At 71.3% G+C, this 17,182-nt stretch carries 16 protein-coding genes; 6 read left to right on the top strand and 10 right to left on the bottom strand.

Translation table 11 applies throughout. The annotated features are described in order from the left end of the window. The first annotated feature begins 178 nt into the window (after positions 1-178). Positions 179-2,326, top strand: a complete 2,148-nt coding sequence (locus tag PGN25_09335) for a TonB-dependent receptor (protein ID MEH3117778.1) — start codon at positions 179-181, stop codon at positions 2,324-2,326. Here the strand turns inward: PGN25_09335 and PGN25_09330 are convergent. Next, a complete protein-coding gene (locus tag PGN25_09330) occupies positions 2,323-2,625 on the bottom strand; it encodes a hypothetical protein (GenBank protein ID MEH3117777.1) in 303 nt (100 codons plus the stop codon). The two genes, PGN25_09335 and PGN25_09330, sit on opposite strands and share 4 nt — an antisense overlap. Continuing rightward, complete coding sequence (locus PGN25_09325) at positions 2,622-4,958, bottom strand: FdhF/YdeP family oxidoreductase (GenBank protein MEH3117776.1); 2,337 nt, start codon at positions 4,956-4,958, stop codon at positions 2,622-2,624. The genes PGN25_09330 and PGN25_09325 overlap by 4 nt, the downstream gene beginning before the upstream one ends. A 443-nt stretch (positions 4,959-5,401) precedes the next feature. On the opposite strand from PGN25_09325, the gene PGN25_09320 reads away from it, so the two are divergent. Further along, positions 5,402-5,566: a hypothetical protein gene (locus PGN25_09320; GenBank protein ID MEH3117775.1), complete on the top strand. Its 165-nt coding sequence runs from the start codon at positions 5,402-5,404 to the stop codon at positions 5,564-5,566. Positions 5,567-5,704: 138 nt separating this feature from the next. Here PGN25_09320 and PGN25_09315 read toward each other — a convergent pair whose 3' ends face one another. Next, entirely contained in the window at positions 5,705-6,781 is a 1,077-nt protein-coding gene (locus PGN25_09315; protein MEH3117774.1) for a quinone-dependent dihydroorotate dehydrogenase, read from the bottom strand. After that, a complete protein-coding gene (locus PGN25_09310) occupies positions 6,778-7,128 on the bottom strand; it encodes a DUF952 domain-containing protein (GenBank protein ID MEH3117773.1) in 351 nt (116 codons plus the stop codon). Before PGN25_09310 ends, PGN25_09315 begins: the two co-directional genes overlap by 4 nt. A gap of 235 nt (positions 7,129-7,363) precedes the next feature. Between PGN25_09310 and PGN25_09305 the strand changes: the two genes are divergently transcribed. Beyond that, the gene (locus PGN25_09305; protein MEH3117772.1) at positions 7,364-7,996 is read left to right on the top strand and encodes a helix-turn-helix transcriptional regulator; all 633 of its coding nucleotides are present in this window, start codon (positions 7,364-7,366) and stop codon (positions 7,994-7,996) included. Positions 7,997-8,006: 10 nt separating this feature from the next. Here the strand turns inward: PGN25_09305 and PGN25_09300 are convergent, their stop codons facing one another. The 6 genes from PGN25_09300 to PGN25_09275 form a co-directional block, all read right to left on the bottom strand. Beyond that, on the bottom strand, positions 8,007-8,336 hold the full coding sequence (locus PGN25_09300) for a hypothetical protein (protein ID MEH3117771.1): 330 nt from the start codon (positions 8,334-8,336) through the stop codon (positions 8,007-8,009). Between the two features lie 311 nt (positions 8,337-8,647). Continuing rightward, a complete protein-coding gene (locus tag PGN25_09295; GenBank protein ID MEH3117770.1) occupies positions 8,648-8,863 on the bottom strand; it encodes a DUF3126 family protein in 216 nt (71 codons plus the stop codon). Positions 8,864-9,011: 148 nt separating this feature from the next. Continuing rightward, a complete protein-coding gene (gene cysE / locus PGN25_09290; protein MEH3117769.1) occupies positions 9,012-9,872 on the bottom strand; it encodes a serine O-acetyltransferase in 861 nt (286 codons plus the stop codon). Positions 9,873-10,096: 224 nt separating this feature from the next. Continuing rightward, on the bottom strand, positions 10,097-10,996 hold the full coding sequence (locus tag PGN25_09285; GenBank protein MEH3117768.1) for a helix-turn-helix transcriptional regulator: 900 nt from the start codon (positions 10,994-10,996) through the stop codon (positions 10,097-10,099). Positions 10,997-11,434: 438 nt separating this feature from the next. Next, positions 11,435-12,628, bottom strand: a complete 1,194-nt coding sequence (locus tag PGN25_09280; protein MEH3117767.1) for a PepSY-associated TM helix domain-containing protein — start codon at positions 12,626-12,628, stop codon at positions 11,435-11,437. Positions 12,629-12,661: 33 nt separating this feature from the next. Continuing rightward, entirely contained in the window at positions 12,662-14,845 is a 2,184-nt protein-coding gene (locus PGN25_09275) for a TonB-dependent siderophore receptor (protein MEH3117766.1), read from the bottom strand. A 326-nt stretch (positions 14,846-15,171) separates the two neighbouring features. Here PGN25_09275 and PGN25_09270 point away from each other — a divergent pair, with 326 nt between their 5' ends. The 3 genes from PGN25_09270 (at position 15,172) to PGN25_09260 (ending at position 17,177) form a co-directional block, all read left to right on the top strand. Then, entirely contained in the window at positions 15,172-15,672 is a 501-nt protein-coding gene (locus PGN25_09270; GenBank protein MEH3117765.1) for a hypothetical protein, read from the top strand. A gap of 166 nt (positions 15,673-15,838) precedes the next feature. Beyond that, positions 15,839-16,444 carry a sulfite oxidase-like oxidoreductase gene (locus tag PGN25_09265; protein MEH3117764.1) on the top strand — a complete coding sequence of 202 codons (606 nt, stop codon included), beginning with the start codon at positions 15,839-15,841 and terminating at the stop codon, positions 16,442-16,444. 13 nt (positions 16,445-16,457) lie between these two features. After that, positions 16,458-17,177 (top strand): ferredoxin reductase, encoded by a 720-nt coding sequence (locus PGN25_09260; protein MEH3117763.1) that lies wholly within the window; start codon positions 16,458-16,460, stop codon positions 17,175-17,177. Positions 17,178-17,182: the final 5 nt, after the last annotated feature.

The following is a 17,182-nucleotide window of genomic DNA, read 5'->3' as shown; positions in this document are numbered from 1 at the left end:
CCGGTTCGGATCACCCTTCGGCGCGCCGCCCTCATTCGAGGGCGGCGCGCTTTCGCGTTTTCTGACCGGCACGATCGTCCAGGCGGACCCTTCCTCACGCATCGCGCGTCACCTCCCGGCTCGACAACGGTTGCACTCGAATTTATAGCTCAAGCTATAATTTGGACGAGAAGGTCTCATGCCGAGGAAGCGTTATGGGCTTGGCCGTTGGGCCGGGATCGGCTTCGCCAGCCTCGTCGTGTCCCCGCTGCAGGCCGAGGAGATCTCCCTGGACGAGATTAGCGTCACCTCGGACAGGCCGGGCCGGCGCGCGGGCGAGGCGGCGGCGGGACCGAATCCGGCCCCGGACGGTGCCGTCGGCGTCCTGCCGGTGGCGACCGGTCGTTTCTCGACGGTCACCGTCGTCCCCGGCAACGAGCTCGCGCGTTCGCAGCCGACCTCTCTGGGCGAGGCCCTGTTCGACAGGCCGGGCCTGTCCGCCTCGACCTTCGCGCCGGGCTCCGCCTCGCGCCCGATCGTGCGCGGTCTCGACAACCACCGCGTCCGCATCCTCGAAAACGGCACCGGCGTGCAGGACATGTCCGATCTCGGCGAGGATCACGCCGTGCCGATCAACCCGCTGATCGCCGACCGCATCGAGGTGATCCGCGGGCCGGCAGGCCTGCGCTACGGCTCGCAGGCGGTCGGCGGTGTGGTCTCGGTGGAGAACGACCGCATTCCAACGGGCATTCCGGCGGGCGGTGTCGCGGGGCGGGTCACGACCGGCACCTCGACGGTCGACGACGGTCGCAACGTCGCCGCCACGGTCGATGCCGGCAGCGGCAACGTCGCCGTCCACGCCGACGCTTTCCGAAGCGCGGCGGACGATTACGACACGCCCCTCGGCATCCAGCGCAACGCCTTCAACCGGTCGCAGGGCGGCGCCTTCGGCACCTCCCTCCTGTTCGACCGCGGCTTCGTCGGCCTGTCCTTCAGCCATTTCGATTCCGTCTACGGCATCCCCGGCCGCGGCGCCGCGGCGCAGCGAACCCGCCTCGACCCGAGGCAGGACAAGCTCCAGGCCCGCGGCGAGTATCGTCCGCTCGACGGGCCGTTTGCGGCGATCCGGTTCTGGGCCGGCGGCTCGAACTACCGGCACAACGAGTTCGGCACCGGCGCGAACGGCGTCGAGGACATCGAGGCGGTGTTCAGGAACCGCGCGGCGGAAGGGCGGATCGAGCTCGACCACCGTCCCGTCGAGACGGCGTTCGGAACCCTGAGCGGCCAGCTCGGCCTCCAATCGGACCGGCGCAGGATCGGCATCTCCGGCGCGGAAGGGGGCCTATTGCGCCCCGCCGACACCCGGGTCGACGCCGCCTACCTGTTCGAGGAACTGGCGCTCGGCGGCGGCCTGCGGTTCCAGGCGGCGGGCCGCATCGAGGGCAACAGGGTCGCCGGCACCCAGGCGCTGTTCCCGTCCGGCTTCCTGCCCGAGGGGCCCGGTGACGAGCCGGTGGAATCCCGCCGCACCCGCCGCTCCGTCCCGAAGAGCGCGAGCTTCGGCGCGCTTCAGGATCTGCCCCACGGCTTCGTCGCGAGCCTCACCGGCTCCTACGTCGAGCGTGCCCCGACCGCGCCGGAACTGTTCTCGCGCGGACCGCACGAGGCCTCCGCCACCTTCGAGATCGGCGATCCCGATCTCAGGCCGGAGCGCGCCCGCACCGTCGAGCTCGGCATCCGTCGCGCGGAGGGCCCCTTCCGCCTCGACGCGACCGGCTACGTCACCCGCTACACCGGCTTCGTCTACAAGCGCCTGACCGGCTTCACCTGCGGCGACACCTTCGGCAGTTGCGGGATCGGTGGCGGGGATCTGCGGCAGGTCGCCTATTCGCAGGCCGGCACGACCTTCACCGGGGCCGAGATCGCGGGCCAGATCGACCTCGTGCCGGTCGGCGACGGGTTTGCCGGCATCAGCGCCCAGTACGACTTCGTGCGGGCGCAGTTCGACGACGGCCGCTTCGTGCCGCGCATCCCGCCCCACCGCGTCGGCGGCGGCGTGTTCCTGCGGGCGGACGGATGGTCCGCACAGGTGAGCCTGCTCCACGCCTTCGCGCAGACGCAGACCGGAGCGCTGGAGACGCCGACGCCCGGCTACAACGACCTCAGGGCGGAGATCGCCTGCAGCCGCCCGCTCGATCCGGCCGTGTACGGTCTGAGCGAGGTGACGCTGGGCCTGCGCGGCACCAACCTGCTCGACGACGTGATCCGCAACGCCGCCTCCTTCCGTAAGGACGAGGTGGTGCTGCCGGGGCGCAACGTGCGGCTGTTCCTGACCGCCCGATTTTAAGCCGCGAGCGCCGTCAACACCGCAGTTCCGGCCGCGCTCGCCGCGTAGCGGGTGCGCTGGGTGCGGCCGTCGCGGGCGGTGACGGTGAGGAGCGCCGCGCCGGCAAGTCCCTCCACCGCCCGCAGCACCAGGGCGTGCTCGACGCCGAAGATGCGGGCGAAGCTGCGGCTGTCGCCCGCGAGCCCGAGATGCAGGCCGGCGAGGATGCCGGCCTCCAGGAGGCTCAGTTCCGGGCGCAGGGCCGCGAGGGTGTCGGTCGCGGCCAGGAACGTCTCGGCGTCGGCGGGGGGTTCGCTCACGCGGCCCGGCCCAAGGGCTTGGCCGCGCGGGCACGCACTTGGGCGCGGGCACGCACTTGGACCAGCACCGATTTCGAGGTCGGCGTGTCCGAGAACTCGCCGAAGGCCGAGAGCGGCACCAGCACGTTGAGTTCGGGGTAGTAGCCGGCGAGCGAACCGCGCGGCATGTCGAAGGGCACGAGCCGGAAATCCTCCGCGACCCGCTCGATCCCGTCCTCCGCATGGACGCAGACGAGATCGACCCGCTCGCCCGCCCGCGCCTTCAGGGCGGCGAGGTCGTCGGGATGGGCGAACACCACCCGGCGCTCGCCGTAGACGCCGCGGTAGCGATCGTCGAGGCCGTAGATCGTGGTGTTGTACTGGTCGTGGCTGCGGAAGGTCTGCAGCACGAACGTGTCGCCTCGCGCGCTCGCGCGCTGGTGCTCGGTCGCGACCGGCAGCGGCCCGCTCGAAAAACCGGCGCGGCCGGTCGCCGTCTCGAACACCCGCTCGGCGGCCAGATTCCGCAGCATGAAGCCGCGCGGCCGGCGCACCCGGGTGTTGAAGCCGGCAAATCCCGGGATCGTCCGCTCGATCCGGTCGCGGATCAGGTCGTAATCGTCGGCGAGCGCCACCCAGTCGATCCGCTCCGAACCGACGGTGGCCGCGGCCATGCCGGCGACGATGCCGATCTCCGAGCGCAGATGCGGAGAGGCCGGCTTGTTGATGCCGCCCGAGCCGTGGACCATGCTCATCGAATCCTCGACGGTCACGATCTGCACCTTGCCCCTGCTGTTGCGGTCGATCTCGGTGCGGCCGAGGCAGGGCAGCAGGTAGGCGATCCGGCCCGGCACGAGGTGCGAGTGGTTGAGCTTCGTCGCGATCTGCACGGTGAGTTCGCAGCCGCTCAGGGCCTTTTCGACCAGCTTCGTGTCGGGCGTGGCCCGCACGAAGTTGCCGCCGAGCCCGATGAAGGCTTTCGCCGAGCCGTCGAGCATCGCGCCGATGGCGCCGAGGACGTTGTGGCCGTGTTTGCGCGGCACGCTGAGCCCGAACTCGCGGTCGAGCGCTTCGAGCAGGGCCGCCGGCGGCTTCTCGTTGATGCCGACGGTGCGGTCGCCCTGCACGTTGGAATGGCCGCGCACCGGGCACAGGCCGGCGCCGGGCCGGCCGATATGGCCGCGCAGGAACAGCAGGTTGGCGATCTCGCGGATCGTCGCCACCGAGTGGCGGTGCTGGGTCACGCCCATCGCCCAGGTGGCGATCACCCGGTCGGCGCCGAGATAGACGTCGGCCGCGGTCTCGATCGCCTCGCGGGTCAGGCCCGACTGGTCGAGGATCGCCGCCCACGCCGTCGCTTCCACCGCCGCGCGGTAGTCGGCGAAGGCGCTGGTATGCGCGGCGATGAAGGCGTGGTCGAGGAGGGAGGGCCGGCCCTCCGCAAGCGCCGCCGCGTCGCGGGCGAAGACCGCCTTGGCGATGCCGCGGAAGGCGGCCATGTCGCCGCCGGGCTTGGGCTGGTAGTAATGGCTGGCGATGGGGCGGCTCGCACCGCGCAGCATCTCGACGCTGTTCTGCGGATCGGCGAAGCGCTCCAGCCCGCGCTCGCGCACGGGGTTGAGCACCACGACCCGCGCGCCGCGCTCGGCGGCCCGGCGCAGGTCGCCCAGCATCCGCGGATGGTTGGTGCCGGGGTTCTGGCCGACGACGAAGATCGCGTTCGCCTTCTCGAAGTCTTCGAGCAGCACCGTGCCCTTGCCGATGCCGATGGCCTGGGTGAGGGCGATGCCGCTCGCCTCGTGGCACATGTTCGAGCAGTCGGGGAAGTTGTTGGTGCCGTAGGCCCGGGCGAAGAGCTGGTAGAGATAGGCCGCCTCGTTGGAGGCGCGGCCGGAGGTGTAGAACTCGACGCGGTCGGGATGGTCGAGGCCGCGCAGGGTCGCGCCGATCTCGGCGAAGGCCTCCTCCCACGCCACCGCGCGGTAGGTGTCGGTTTCCGCGTCGTAGCGCATCGGATGGGTCAAGCGGCCCTCGCTCTCCAGCGCGTGGTCGGTCCAGCCGCGCAGTTCGGAGACCGTGTGCTTGGCAAAGAAGCGCGGCGTGGCGCGCCTGTCCGTCGCCTCCCAGGAGACCGCCTTCACGCCGTTCTCGCAAAACTCGAAGGAGGAGCCGTGGGCCGGGTCGCCCCAGGCGCAGCCGGGGCAGTCGAACCCGTCCGGCTGGTTGGCCGAGAGCAGGGCGCGCGCACCCGACAGCGGCGCCCGGCTGCCCAACAGGTGCTTGCCGCAACTCTTCAGCGCGCCCCAGCCGCCCGCGGCGGAGGAGCGCTTGGGTGAGCCTTGCGAACGGTCCATCCGACAGCCCGGTCTTTCGCGATGTGGGAGAGGCATTCGACGATCCGCGCCCGCCGCTTCGCCCCCTGGCGGGTGAGCGGTTTCGGATGTCGTGACCGGAAGATAGCATCTCGCGGATGCGTGTTGATGAGCGACCGGCGGCGGGGGAGGTATTCGTGCCGCGCAAGGCAATTTGAATCGAATCCAGAAGATGCCCGTTTCTGGAATGGCTCAACGCGGGTTTCGCTGAAATATCGCTCGGAGATTTGATGCGTTGCACCAAAATTCCGGGTGCAGGAAATGACGTGGCATGCGGATGCGGGCTGGCCGCAGCGCGCGGTTCGGACGGTCACGAACCACCCGCTTTTCCCGTGACGAGGCGAGGACGATGCAGCCGGTGAATGGTGTCATACCGTTTCCGGTTGATGACTTCGGCCTCTCCTGTGTCCTTGCGAGGCGAAGCCGTGGCAATCCAGGGCGCGACCTTGCCGGACATGTCGCCCTGGATCGCTTCGCTGCCGCTCGCGATGACGGTGTGTGGCGAAACCCGAAGCGATCGATCGGAAACGGTATCAAACCGCTGGGATGCCTCGTCCGGTGCCGTCGCGGTGCTGGATTGCTTCGCCTGACGGCTCGCAATGACGGCGTGTTTCCGCTTCTTCCATCATCGCGAGGCGAGGCCGTAGCCATCCAGCGCACCGCTCGACCGAAGACCGAGCCCTTGCCGCGCCGGCACTCGCGCCGAACCGCTCGGTCGGGAACCCGACTCACGCACCCCGCGCGATTGCTGCCGCATCCCGGCCGACGACGGGGGCGAGGCTCGTCAGCCCTTCCGCCCGCGCCCGGTCGGCGAGGCCGCGCTTGATCGTGCCGACGAGCGCCGGCCCGTCGTAGACCAGGGCGGAATAGAGCTGCACGAGGCGCGCGCCCGCCCGGATCTTGGTCCAGGCGGCCTCCGCCGAATCGACCCCGCCGACGCCGACCAGCGGGATTCGCTCGCCCACGCGCAGGAAGGTCTCGGCGAGGAGCCGGGTCGCCGGGCCGAACAGCGGCCGGCCGGACAAGCCGCCGGCTTCCTTGGCCAGGGTCGATTCGGCGAGGGTGGCCGGCCGGGCAATCGTGGTGTTCGAGACCACGAGGCCCTGGATGCCGCGCCGGAGCGCCGTTGCCGTCATCGCATCGAGGCCGTCCAGCGCGATGTCGGGGGCGATCTTGAGGAGCACGGCGGCCTGCGACCCGCTGGCGTCGCGGGCGGCGACGACGCGGGCCAGCAGGTCGTCGAGGAAGGCCTCGCCCTGAAGGTCGCGCAGACCCGGGGTGTTGGGGGAGGAGACGTTGACGGTGATGAAGGCCACGTGCGGCGCGAGCCGGGTGGTGCAGGCGACGTAGTCGGCGAGCCGGTCCTGCGATTCCTTGTTGGCACCGATGTTGACGCCGACGAGGCCGGCCCGGCCGGCCCGGGCCGCGAGCCGGTCGGCCACCGCGTCGAGCCCCTCGCTGTTGAGGCCGAAGCGGTTGATCACCGCCCGGTCGCGGTCGAGACGGAACACCCGCGGGCGCGGATTGCCGGGCTGGGCTCGCGGCACCACGCCGCCGACCTCGACGAAGCCGAAGCCGAGGCCCAACAGGGCGTCGGCCACCCGCGCGCCCTTGTCGAAGCCGGCGGCGAGGCCGAGCGGGTTGGGGAAGCGGTGACCGAGCGCCTCGACGGCGAGCGCCGCGTCGTCGGCCGGCGGCCGGCGCGGCGGCAGCAGGGAGAGGCCGCGGATCGTCAGGTCGTGCGCCGTCTCGGCGTCGAGCCCGTGCAGCAGCGGGCGGGCGAGGGGAAACAGGGCCTCGATCATGCCCGCGGGATCTCCGCCGGGAAGACGTGGCGCCCATCCGCCCCGAGGGGCAGGTCGGCCACGGAACGCACGGCGCTCAGCGGCAAGTCGCCGTAGAGATGCGGGAACAGCGCGCCGCCCCGCGACGGCTCGAAGCGCAGGGCCTCGCCGAGATCGTCGCCCTCGATCGCCACGAGCAGCAGGTCGTCCTGCCCGGAAAAATGGCGCGCGGCGGTCTCGGCCACCTGCCCGGCGGTGGAGAAATGGATGAAGCCGTCGGCGCGGTCGGCTGGCGCGCCGGTGAAGCGGCCGAGCGCCTCCGCCTCCCGCCAGAGGGGGCGCGGGCAGATCTTGTAGACGAGGGCCATCCGGTCTCCGCGCGGCGAATTCGTCCGAGCGATAGAGCGTGGGCCTGCGCGGAGCAACCGGCTCGACATGATACCGGATGCGGAGCGGAACGTCTTCACCCCGGGCCGCTCCGATGCGACACTGGCCTCCCCGGACGCTCCGATTGCGTCCGGGGCCAGCGGGTTCTAGTTTCCTAACTCTAGGCCGTATGTCTCATCGATGTCTCATCGGCATACGGGCCGGGCCGAGGCTGCCATGCTGTCGCACGAGCAGATCTGGACTGCCATCGACCGGTTGGCCGAGCGCCACGGCTATTCCGCTTCGGGCCTCGCCCGGCGTGCGGGGCTCGATGCGACGAGCTTCAACCGCTCGAAGCGGGTCGGGCCGGACGGGCGCAAGCGCTGGCCCTCGACCGAGTCGATCGCCAAGGTGCTGGCCGCGACCGGCGCCAGCCTCGACGACTTCCTGCGCCTGGTCGATTCCCAAGAAGGGCCGGCGCGGACGATGGTGCCGCTGATCGGCCTGACCCAGGCCGGCTCGGGCCGCCTGTTCACCGACGAGGGCATGCCGGCGGGCGGTCCCGGCTGGGACGAGATCGAGTTTCCCGATCTCGGCGGGGACCGCGCCTTCGCCCTGGAGGTCCAGGGCGATTCGATGCTGCCGCTCTACCGCGACGGCGACGTGCTGATCGTCTCGCCCACCGCCAGCATCCGCAAGGGCGACCGCATCGTCGCCCGGCTCAGCGGCGGCGAGGTGCTGGCCAAGGAGCTGCGCCGCCGCACCGCCCGCACCATCGAACTCGTCTCGCTCAACCCCGACCACGAGGATCGCACGGTGCCGCTCGCCGACGTCGCCTGGATGGTCCGGGTGATGTGGGTGCGGCAGTAGCGGGCCGTCGTCAGAGGCCCGCCAGCCGGTGGGCCACGTCGAGGGCGACGTGGCCCGAGAGCAGGCTCCAGCCGCAGGCGATCATCGTCGCGATCATCACGAAGGGGATCGGCCGACGCTCCAGGCGCCGCCCGCGCAGGGTGTTGCGCAGGATGATGAAGGGCGCGACGACCGCGATCATCGGCAGCGCCGCGACGGCCGAGACGCCGCCCGCCTCGAGGAGGCGGAAGCTCGCCCGCCGGTTGGTGGCGTATTCGAAGGCGCTCGCGAGCAGCCCGGCCAGCGCGAGCCCGACGAGGAGGGCCTGGATCGATTCGAGGGAAGACGGGCTCACGGTCATGACGCGCTCGACGCTCCTTCTCAGGATGGACGCGCAGTCTGGCCGATCGTTTACGGCTTGTTAAGAAACACGTTCCGTTAACGTAAACGCCGCCCACAGGCCCGGAGCCCGGGGCGGCGCCGTCCATGGCGTTGGAAGCCGCCATCTTTCAGAGCGTTGCCCTCGTCCGCAGGCCGGAAAGCCCGTCGGAACGATGCGCGGGCTTTACACGGTTTCCGGTTGATCGCTTCGGGTTTTGCTCCCCTCCGTCATCGCGAGCGTCAGCGAAGCGATGGCGGAGGGGAGATGGAAGCCATCGAGCGGATGCGGTCTCAGGCGTCCTCTTCGAGGTCGATGTCGAGGATCGCCATGCGGAAGGTGAAGGAATCGTCGCCGTCCTCCTTGTCGTCGGCGAGCACGCCGATCGACTCGTCGCCGATGAACACCTCGGCGGAATCGCCGGTCTTCATCGCGACCACGCGGATGCTGGCGTTGGCGAACTTGCGGCGCAGATAGTCCTGCAGCTTGGCGACTTCGGTCTTGGTCACGCCGTCAACCTTCTTGCGAGGCGCCGCGTACCGGGACGGGCGGTCCCGGCGGCAGCGCAGATGGGCTTTCAGTTGGTGGAGGGCGGCTTGCCACGGCGGGGCAGGGCAGGCAAGCGCTCGGCGACCGATCCGGTCCCGATGCCGGGCTTCAGATCCCGCCGGCGATGTCGACGAACTCGCTCATCGCCACGAGCTGGTCCATCGAGCGGGCGGGCTCGGCGCAGCCGGCGGCGCCGACGACGCGGGCGGGCACGCCGACGACGGTGGTGTGGGGCGGCACCGGCCGCAGCACGACGGAGCCGGCCGCGACCCGGGCGCAGGCCCCGACCTCGATGTTGCCGAGGATCTTGGCGCCCGCGCCGATCATCACGCCGCGGCGGATCTTCGGGTGGCGGTCGCCGCCGTGCTTGCCCGTGCCGCCGAGCGTCACCGCGTGCAGGATCGAGACGTCGTCCTCGATCACCGCGGTCGAGCCGACCACGAGGCCGGTGGCGTGGTCGAAGAACACGCCGCGCCCGATCCGGGCCGCCGGGTGGATGTCGGTCTGGAACACCTCCGACGAGCGGCTCTGGAGATAGAGGGCGAGGTCGCGCCGGCCCTGGCCCCAGTACCAGTGGGCCAGCCGGTGCGCCTGGATCGCGTGGAACCCCTTGAAGTACAGCAGCGGCTCGACCGCCCGGGTCGTGGCGGGGTCGCGGTCCATCACCGCGAGGATGTCGGCGCGCATGCTCTGGCCGATGCGGGCATCGTCCTGGAGCGCCTCGTGGAAGCCGTGGGCGACGAGTTCGGTCGGCAGCGAGGCGTGGCCGAGCCGGGCGGCGACGCGGTGGGCCACCGCCGCCTCCAGGGTCGGGTGGTTGAGGATGGTGGCCACGAAGAACGAGGCGAGCTGCGGCTCGTCGCCCAGCACCGCCTCCGCCTCGGTGCGCACGCGCGTCCAGAGCGGATCGACGACGCCGGCGATCGCCTCGCGCCCGATGGCCGGGCTGAGCGAAGGACTGGCGGACATGCATTCCTCCTCGACGGGACGCACCGGCCGTCCATCCGGCTTCGATGCCGCACGCGCGGCCGCGGCGAGACGGATATGCCGCGGAGCCGGGCTTTCCGGGCACGACGGATGTCGCGGGAGCGGCGCGGGGTGAGAGAAACGTCTCCGCCCGCGCCGCGTCAAGCCTTACAGCTTGGGATGACCCCGGCCCGTATCAAGAGCGGATCGGATGGTGACCGCGACCCTTACGCGGCCGGGCGCCTGCCGCCGTTGTCGTTGCCGCTGAAGCGATCCTCGATCACCTCGATCAGGCGCGCGGCCATGGTCTCGACCGGCACATCGGAGGTGTCCACCACGGCCGAGGCGCGGGCGTAGAGCGGCTCCCGGCTGAGCAGCACGGCGCGCAGATCCTCGAGGACGGAGGTCGGATCGCCCTTGCCCTCGACATGACCCTGGTCGCGCACCCGCTGCAGATGCTCCTCGGGCCGGGCCTGGAGCCAGATCGTGTAGAAGGAGGACAGCAGCAGGTCGTAGGTCAGCGGTTCGGCGACGATGCTGCCGCCGGTGGCGAGCACCATCGGTCCCGGATGCTCGGCGAGACCGCGCAGGGCCTTCTGTTCCAGGCGGCGGTAGCCCTCCTGGCCGTAGATCGCGAAGATTTCCCGCACCGACAGGCCGTTCTCGCGCTCGATCTCGGTGTTGAGTTCGACGAAGCGCCAGCCGAGATGGGCTGCCGCCATCCGCCCGAGGGTCGACTTGCCGGCCCCGCGCAGGCCCACCAGCGCCACCCGCCGCCGGATCGCCCGCGTGTCGGCGCCGGCCGAGCCGGCGAGCGCCGACTTCGCCAGGGCGATCTGATCGGGATCGGCCTGATCGACCAAGTCGCGGATCACGCGCCAGTCGGACGAGGCCTCCTGGCTGGCGACGAGATCGTCGAGCCGCATGCCCATCGCGTTGGCGACGCGCCGCAGCAGGATGATCGAGACGTTGCCCTGGCCGCTTTCGAGCTGGGCGATATAGCGCTCGGACAGGCCGGAGGTCTGCGAGAGCAGCTTGCGCGACAGGCCGCGCACCGTCCGGGCGTGGCGCACCCGCCGGCCCAGCTCGTTCAGGAAACTCGCCTCTTGCTCGGCCGCGTCGGTCATGGCCTCACTCACCTCATCGTCCTTGTCCGACGCCCGCCTCGATCCGCATGCATGCCGGGCGCCCCCGACGGGGTCTCGACCTCGTCCCAACACCGCAGATTCGTCCGGTGAAACGGACCGTCGGCGTCTGCTGCAACGCACGGGCCAAATCTCGCTGAGGCAGCGGCAGAGGCGCACATCTGGAGACTGGCGCCCCGCCGCGCAACCCACCCCGCGAGCGTGGCATCCATGCGATCTCGCCGGTGGATAATATATGCCATAGCGCCTCGCGAAACGCATTGCACCGCAAAACACCACTCCCGCAACGTCACCGCCTCGAACGGCCCGCGTCCGAGCCGACCCGTCCGGCCGCCACGCGCCGAGCCGTCCCGGAGCCGGCGGCACCCCGGACGCGGCTTCGCGGAATGGCCCTCGCGCGGCCGCACGGCAAACGGGCGGTCACCCTCGCCCGGCGGCCGCAACCGGCCGGGATGCGGTTCCGGAGGCCCGTCGCCGTCCCGCCCGGTGCCGCAGCAGGTACAGGGTCAGCCCGGTGGCGAAGAAGCCCGGCATGGCCAGCGCGGCGAGGCAGAACAGCAGGGCGGCGGGCGCGCCGAAGAAGCGGCCGCGATGCACCTCCAGCATGTTGCCGGCGATGCGCCGGCCGAGGCCGGCGTCGTCGGCATGCGGCTCGCCGGCGAGGGCGCCGGTGCGCGCGTCGTAGGTCGCCTCGTGGCGCAGGACCGTGTCCGCGGCGCGCCAGCGGATGCGGATCGTCGCCGCCTCCGGCTCCGGCAGGGTCAGGGTGGCGAGCGCCGCCCCGTGGGTGGCCGAGAAGCTGGCCCAGGCCGCATCGATCGCGGACGCGCCGTCGGACGTCGCGTCCGGCGCCGGACGTCCGGGCGTCCGGGCGGCGGGACGGGTCTCGGGGGCTTGGCCGGTGAGGATCCAGGTGGCGCCCGCGCGGTACCATTCGTAGGACCACCACAGGCCCGACAGGGCGATCACCGCGTAGACCGGCAGCAGCCACGTGCCGAGGACGGCGTGCAGGGACCACCAGCGCGCCCGGCCGGGCCGGGCGAGGTTCGGCCGCAGCCAGACCCGCCAGCCGTGCCGCCCGGGCCAGCGCAGATACAGGCCGCTGCCGAGGAAGAGGAGGAGAGCGAGGGCGCCGGCGCCGGTGATCGTGCGGCCCCAGCCCTTGCCGTCGCCGGGAATCAGAAGCCAGCGGTGAAGCCCGCGCACGGTGGCGAAGGCGGCCTCGAGCCGGACCGGGCCCAGCACCGTCCCGTCATAGGGATCGGCATGGACCGAGGGCGGACGCTCGCCGCCCGCCCGCCCCCGGGCGAAGCGGGCCACGACGCTTTGCGCAGGGTCGCCCGACAGGGTCAGCGCGGCCACTCGCACGCCTCGTTGGCCGCCCTCCCGCGCCTGGGCCTCGATCCGCGCCACGAGGGTCGCGGGGGCGAGGGCGGGGCGCCCGCCCCGCACCGTCGCGACCGCGCGGTCGCGGTTGGCGAACGCCGTGATCGCCTCCTCGTAGCTCAACAGCGCCCCCGTCGCGCCCATCAGCGCGAGCACGAGCCCGGCGGTGAGGCCGAGCGCCCAGTGCAGGCGAAACAGGATGGTGCGCAAGGAGGGGGCTGACGGCATGAAGCGTCCGGATGAAGGTCCGGGCATGTCCCCTCAGTACCGCGCCGTCAGGCTGGCGAGCACCGTCAGGGGAGCGCCGGGCAGGTTGTTGAACGCGTTGAACGGCTGCTCGATGTAGCGCCGGTCGGTGAGGTTGCGGCCGTTCACGGCGAAGCGCCATGTCGGATCGATCTCGTAGAACACGGTCGCGTCGAGGCGGGCATAGGCGCCGACCTTGTAGGTGTTGGTGATGTCGCCGAAGCGCTCGCCGACATAGGTGACGCCGCCCCCCAGGCCCCAACCCCGCAGGGGACCGCCCTGGAACTGGTAGGTCGACCAGACGCTGGCGCTGAAGACCGGCACCGCCGGCAGCCGGTTGCCGACCGCGACCGTCGTGTCCCGCGTCACCTGCGCGTCGAGATAGCCGATGCCGCCGATGATCTTCCAGCCGGGCAGGATCTCGCCGGCGATGTCGCCCTCGAACCCTTGCGAGCGCTGCTCGCCGGTGATGATCGAGAAGCGGCTGTCGGTCGGGTCGGTGACGGCGACGTTCGCCCGCAGGATGCGGAAGGCGGCGCCGCTGACCGTGAGCCGGTCGGGGATCAGGTCGAAGCGGGCGCCGACCTCCACCTGCTCGCCGGTCTCGGGCGGCGGCGCGGTGCCGCCGAGGAGGTTGGCGGTCTGCGGCGTGAAGGAGGTGGTGTAGCTGCCGTAGAGCGTGAGCGGCTCGGCCGGTCGCCAGACGAGGCCGACCCGCGGCGAGACGCCCGTCAGGTTCTGATCCGGCGCCGGCGTCTGACTTGTGGGCGTGCGCTGGAAGTAGAACTGGTTGGCCGTGTCGACCCGCACGCCGACGACGAGCTGCAGGCCGGGGAAGAACTCGATCTGGTCCTGCAGGTAGGTGCCGAACAGGTGGAGCTTCTGCCTCAGGTCGCTCTGCAGGGTGAGTGTGCCGACCTGCGGCACCGAGCCCCGGATCGGGTTGAGGAACGAGACCGCGGTCGCCGCCCCTTGCGTCGAGTAGGGGTGGCGGAAGCCGTCCACCACCTCGAAGCCGGCCAGCGCCGTGTGGCGGAAGCCGAACGGATCGACGAAGCGCCCGACCGCCTCGGTCCGGCTGTCGATGGAGTGGTAGATCGACTCCGCTTCCGTGAGGCGGCGCGTCACCGTGGTGCCGGCGGCGTTCACGCCCGTGGCGCGGGTCGCGAACACGTCGAAGCCGCCCCACTGGCCGTTGATCGCCTGCCGCAGGGTCAGGTTCTCGTTCACGTCGTGCTCGGCGAGCAGCGTGATCATGTTCGATTCGCCGTAGTAGCGGGACCACGGCTCGCCATAGAAGCGGCGGACGTTGTCGAGGGGCACCCGGCCGCGGAAGGCGATCAGACCCTCGTCGTACTGGCTGTGCTGGCGGCTGAACTCGGCGTTGAGATAGACGCGGGTGGACGGGTCGGGATTCCAGAAGAAGGCCGGCGCGAAGAAGTGGCGGGAGTTTTCCGGTCCGCCGAAATCGCGGAAGGTCGCCTCGTTCTGCGTGCCGAAGCTGAAGCGGGCGGCGAGCCCCTCCACGCTCGGGATCGCCCCCGACACCGAGCCCTGCACCCGCCGGAAGCCGAACGAGCCGCCCTGCACGGTGGCGTCGGCGGAGGGCGTGAAGGTCGGCTGGCGCGTCACGATGTTGATCAGGCCGCCGGGATCGCCCTGCCCGTAGAGAACCGAGGCCGGGCCCTTCAGCACCTCCACCCGCTCGACGTTGGCGAGGTCGCGCTGCGTCGGCTGGAACGAGTTGGCCGGGTTCAGCAGCAGGCCGTCGATGGCGTAGGTCTGGGTGCGGAAGCCGCGCAGGATGTAGGTGTCGGAACGGCCCTGGATCGTGCCCGCCGGCTGGACGTTGCTGACGTTGGTGAGCGCGTCGGTCAGGCGCACGTTCTGCTGATCGACCAGCACCTCGCGGGGCACGACCTGGACCGATTGCGGCGAGTCCCGCAGGGCGGTGTCGGTCCGGGTGGCGCTGGCCGAGCGCGTCGCCCGATAGCCGACGACCGGACCGCCCGCCCGCTCGCCGCTGCCCGTCACCGAGAGTTCGGACAGGACGGTCTCGCCGGCCTCCGGCGGAACCGTCTGTGCTCGGGCAACGGGCGGCCAGGACGATGCGAGACCGAACAGGACGCCCGAGCCGGCGAGGAGGGCGACGGTCCTGTGAGTTTCGGGACGGATCGCGTCCCGCGCTGCCTTGCCCATCGCCGTTCCGTCTCGAGAGCCGGCTCGCCAAAGCCGGTGCGGCGCGTTTACATAGGCTGCTCTCCCGATCGCAAGCGTGTTCCTGAATATTTTGTGGGATTCGACTGAGCGAGATCATGTCGTTGCGGCAGGACAACATTTTATTCCAAGTCTAAAGTAGAAACGGCTCGGCGCCGGGCGCGCGTGTAAAAGCTTTGGTGCGCCGTCGGCCGTCACCGCCCGTGCTCGTTTCGAAGCCCGCTCCGTCCCGGCGGGAGCAGCGCTCGCGCCGCCCCCGTCTTCGCGTCTACAATCCCGGGACGATGGCCGAGGTGGGGCGCACGGGCATGCGACGCCTTCTCAAGTTTCTCCATACGATGGGGGCGATCGGGCTGATGGGGGCGATGGCCTGCCTCGTCGTCCTCCTGAGTCTCACGCCGCCGCCCGCCTCGCTCGCCGGCTACGCCCTGATGCGTGGGGCGATGGGCGCCGTCGCCACCTGGATCTTCCTGCCCTCCCTCGCCCTGACGCTGGTGGCCGGCCTGCTCGCGGTCGCCCTGCATCCGGGGTTCCGCGAGGCGGGCTGGGCCTGGGTGAAGCTCGCCACCGGCGTGCTGGTGTTCGAGGGCGGCTTCGTCGGCATCCAGGGACCGATGCAGGAGGAGGCGCGCCGCAGCGCCGCCGCGCTGACGGGGGAGATCGACCCCGCCACCCTCACGGGCGCGCTGGCGGCCGAACGCAACACCCTGTGGGTGCTGCTGGCGGTGGCGGTGCTGAACGTCGTGCTCGGCATCTGGCGGCCCCGCATCCTGCGGCTGCCGCGCCCCGATCCGTCGCGGCCGGCCTGAAAAGGCCGATCCCCAGCGACGCCGGACTATCTTCCGGCGGCCGAGGGCCGCATGGCGGGGAACGCTTTCCGGCCAAGCCTCGTTGCGGCGCCTGGGGGCCGTGTCGGATCGCCCGATACGTGTGTCGGGCGGTACGGTCGCGGCTGGGGACGATGGAGGAGCGGAGATGGCGACGCGAGGCTTTACCGGACGTCCCCCCGCCGCGGCGGTCCGCGAGCGGCTGCCGCCGGGCCAGTACCTCACCGACGACTTCCCCGTGCTTCAACTCGGGCCGACGCCGCGGGTCCCGACCGAGGGCTGGCGCTTCACCCTGCGCCAGGGCTCGCGCCCGCTGACGAGCTGGAGCTGGGACGCGTTCGCGCAACTGCCCCGCACCCGCTGGCAGGGCGACATCCACTGCGTGACCAAGTGGTCGAAGTTCGACACCGCCTGGGAGGGGGTGAGCTTCGACGACATCCTCGCCGCCGCCGGGATCGAGGCGCCGACCGGCTTCGTGCTCGCGGAAGGTCACGACGACTACACCACCAACGTGCCGGTGGCCGATCTCATCGGTGGCCAGGCGATGGTGGCGACCCTCTACGACGGGCGGCCGATCCCGCCCGATCACGGCGGCCCGGCCCGCCTGCTCGTGCCGCACCTGTATTTCTGGAAGAGCGCCAAGTGGGTGAAGGGCCTGCGCTTCACCGAACGGGACGAGGCCGGCTTCTGGGAACTGCGCGGCTACCACATGTACGGCGATCCCTGGCGCGAGCAGCGCTTCAGCGGCGATTGAGGGCGGCCTTGAAGTGAACGGCACCGCGCCCTCTCCCTGGCGGGCCTCGACGATCCGGGCGATCGCGCCCGCGACGCCGCGGGTGAAGAGCGTCCGCTTCGATGGGCTGGACCGGCCCCACCGCGCCGGCCAGCACGTCGATGTGCGCCTCACCGCCCCCGACGGCTACCGGGCGCAGCGCAGCTACTCGATCGCCTCGGCACCCGGCGATCCCGCCGGAATCGAGCTGATGATCGAGGGACTGGAGGCGGGCGAGGTCTCGGGCTTCTTCGATCAGGTCGCCGAGGTCGGCGACGCGATCGAACTGCGCGGGCCTTTGGGCGCCTTCGCCTGGGAGCCGGAGGATGGCGGGCCGGTGCTGCTGATCGGCGGCGGCTCCGGCGTGGTGCCGCTGCTCGCCATGGTGCGCGCGCGCGCCCTGAGCGCGCCCGGGGTGCCGATGCTGCTGATCTACTCGGTGCGCGGCGCGGCCGAGGCCATCGCCCGGGCGGAACTCGCCGCGCGCTCCCGCGACGAGACCGGGTTCGACCTGACCCTGCTCCTCACCCGCGAGGGCCCGACGGCGGGCCGGCGCATCGACCGGGTGATGATCGACACGGCGATCGAATGCCTCGGCATGCCGCGCCACAGCTTCGTCTGCGGCGGCAACGGCTTCGTCGGCACCGTGGCCGACCTGCTGGTCGATGCCGGCGTGAAGCCCGGCACGATCCGCACCGAGCGGTTCGGCGGCTGATCTCT

The organism is Methylorubrum populi, assembly GCA_036946625.1.
GTDB lineage: Bacteria > Pseudomonadota > Alphaproteobacteria > Rhizobiales > Beijerinckiaceae > Methylobacterium > Methylobacterium populi_C.
Note: the sequence above shows the minus strand (reverse complement) of the source record. Positions and strands in the feature narration are given on the sequence as shown.

Coding starts and splice junctions, on each gene's coding strand:
- PGN25_09305 (MEH3117772.1), top strand. CDS start 7,364: ATGCTGTCGCACGAGCAGATCTGGACTGCCATCGACCGGTTGGCCGAG.
- PGN25_09265 (MEH3117764.1), top strand. CDS start 15,839: ATGGCGACGCGAGGCTTTACCGGACGTCCCCCCGCCGCGGCGGTCCGC.
- PGN25_09285 (MEH3117768.1), bottom strand. CDS start 10,996: ATGACCGACGCGGCCGAGCAAGAGGCGAGTTTCCTGAACGAGCTGGGC.
- PGN25_09315 (MEH3117774.1), bottom strand. CDS start 6,781: ATGATCGAGGCCCTGTTTCCCCTCGCCCGCCCGCTGCTGCACGGGCTC.
- PGN25_09325 (MEH3117776.1), bottom strand. CDS start 4,958: ATGGACCGTTCGCAAGGCTCACCCAAGCGCTCCTCCGCCGCGGGCGGC.
- cysE (MEH3117769.1), bottom strand. CDS start 9,872: ATGTCCGCCAGTCCTTCGCTCAGCCCGGCCATCGGGCGCGAGGCGATC.
- PGN25_09300 (MEH3117771.1), bottom strand. CDS start 8,336: ATGACCGTGAGCCCGTCTTCCCTCGAATCGATCCAGGCCCTCCTCGTC.
- PGN25_09275 (MEH3117766.1), bottom strand. CDS start 14,845: ATGGGCAAGGCAGCGCGGGACGCGATCCGTCCCGAAACTCACAGGACC.
- PGN25_09310 (MEH3117773.1), bottom strand. CDS start 7,128: ATGGCCCTCGTCTACAAGATCTGCCCGCGCCCCCTCTGGCGGGAGGCG.
- PGN25_09280 (MEH3117767.1), bottom strand. CDS start 12,628: ATGCCGTCAGCCCCCTCCTTGCGCACCATCCTGTTTCGCCTGCACTGG.
- PGN25_09335 (MEH3117778.1), top strand. CDS start 179: ATGCCGAGGAAGCGTTATGGGCTTGGCCGTTGGGCCGGGATCGGCTTC.
- PGN25_09270 (MEH3117765.1), top strand. CDS start 15,172: ATGCGACGCCTTCTCAAGTTTCTCCATACGATGGGGGCGATCGGGCTG.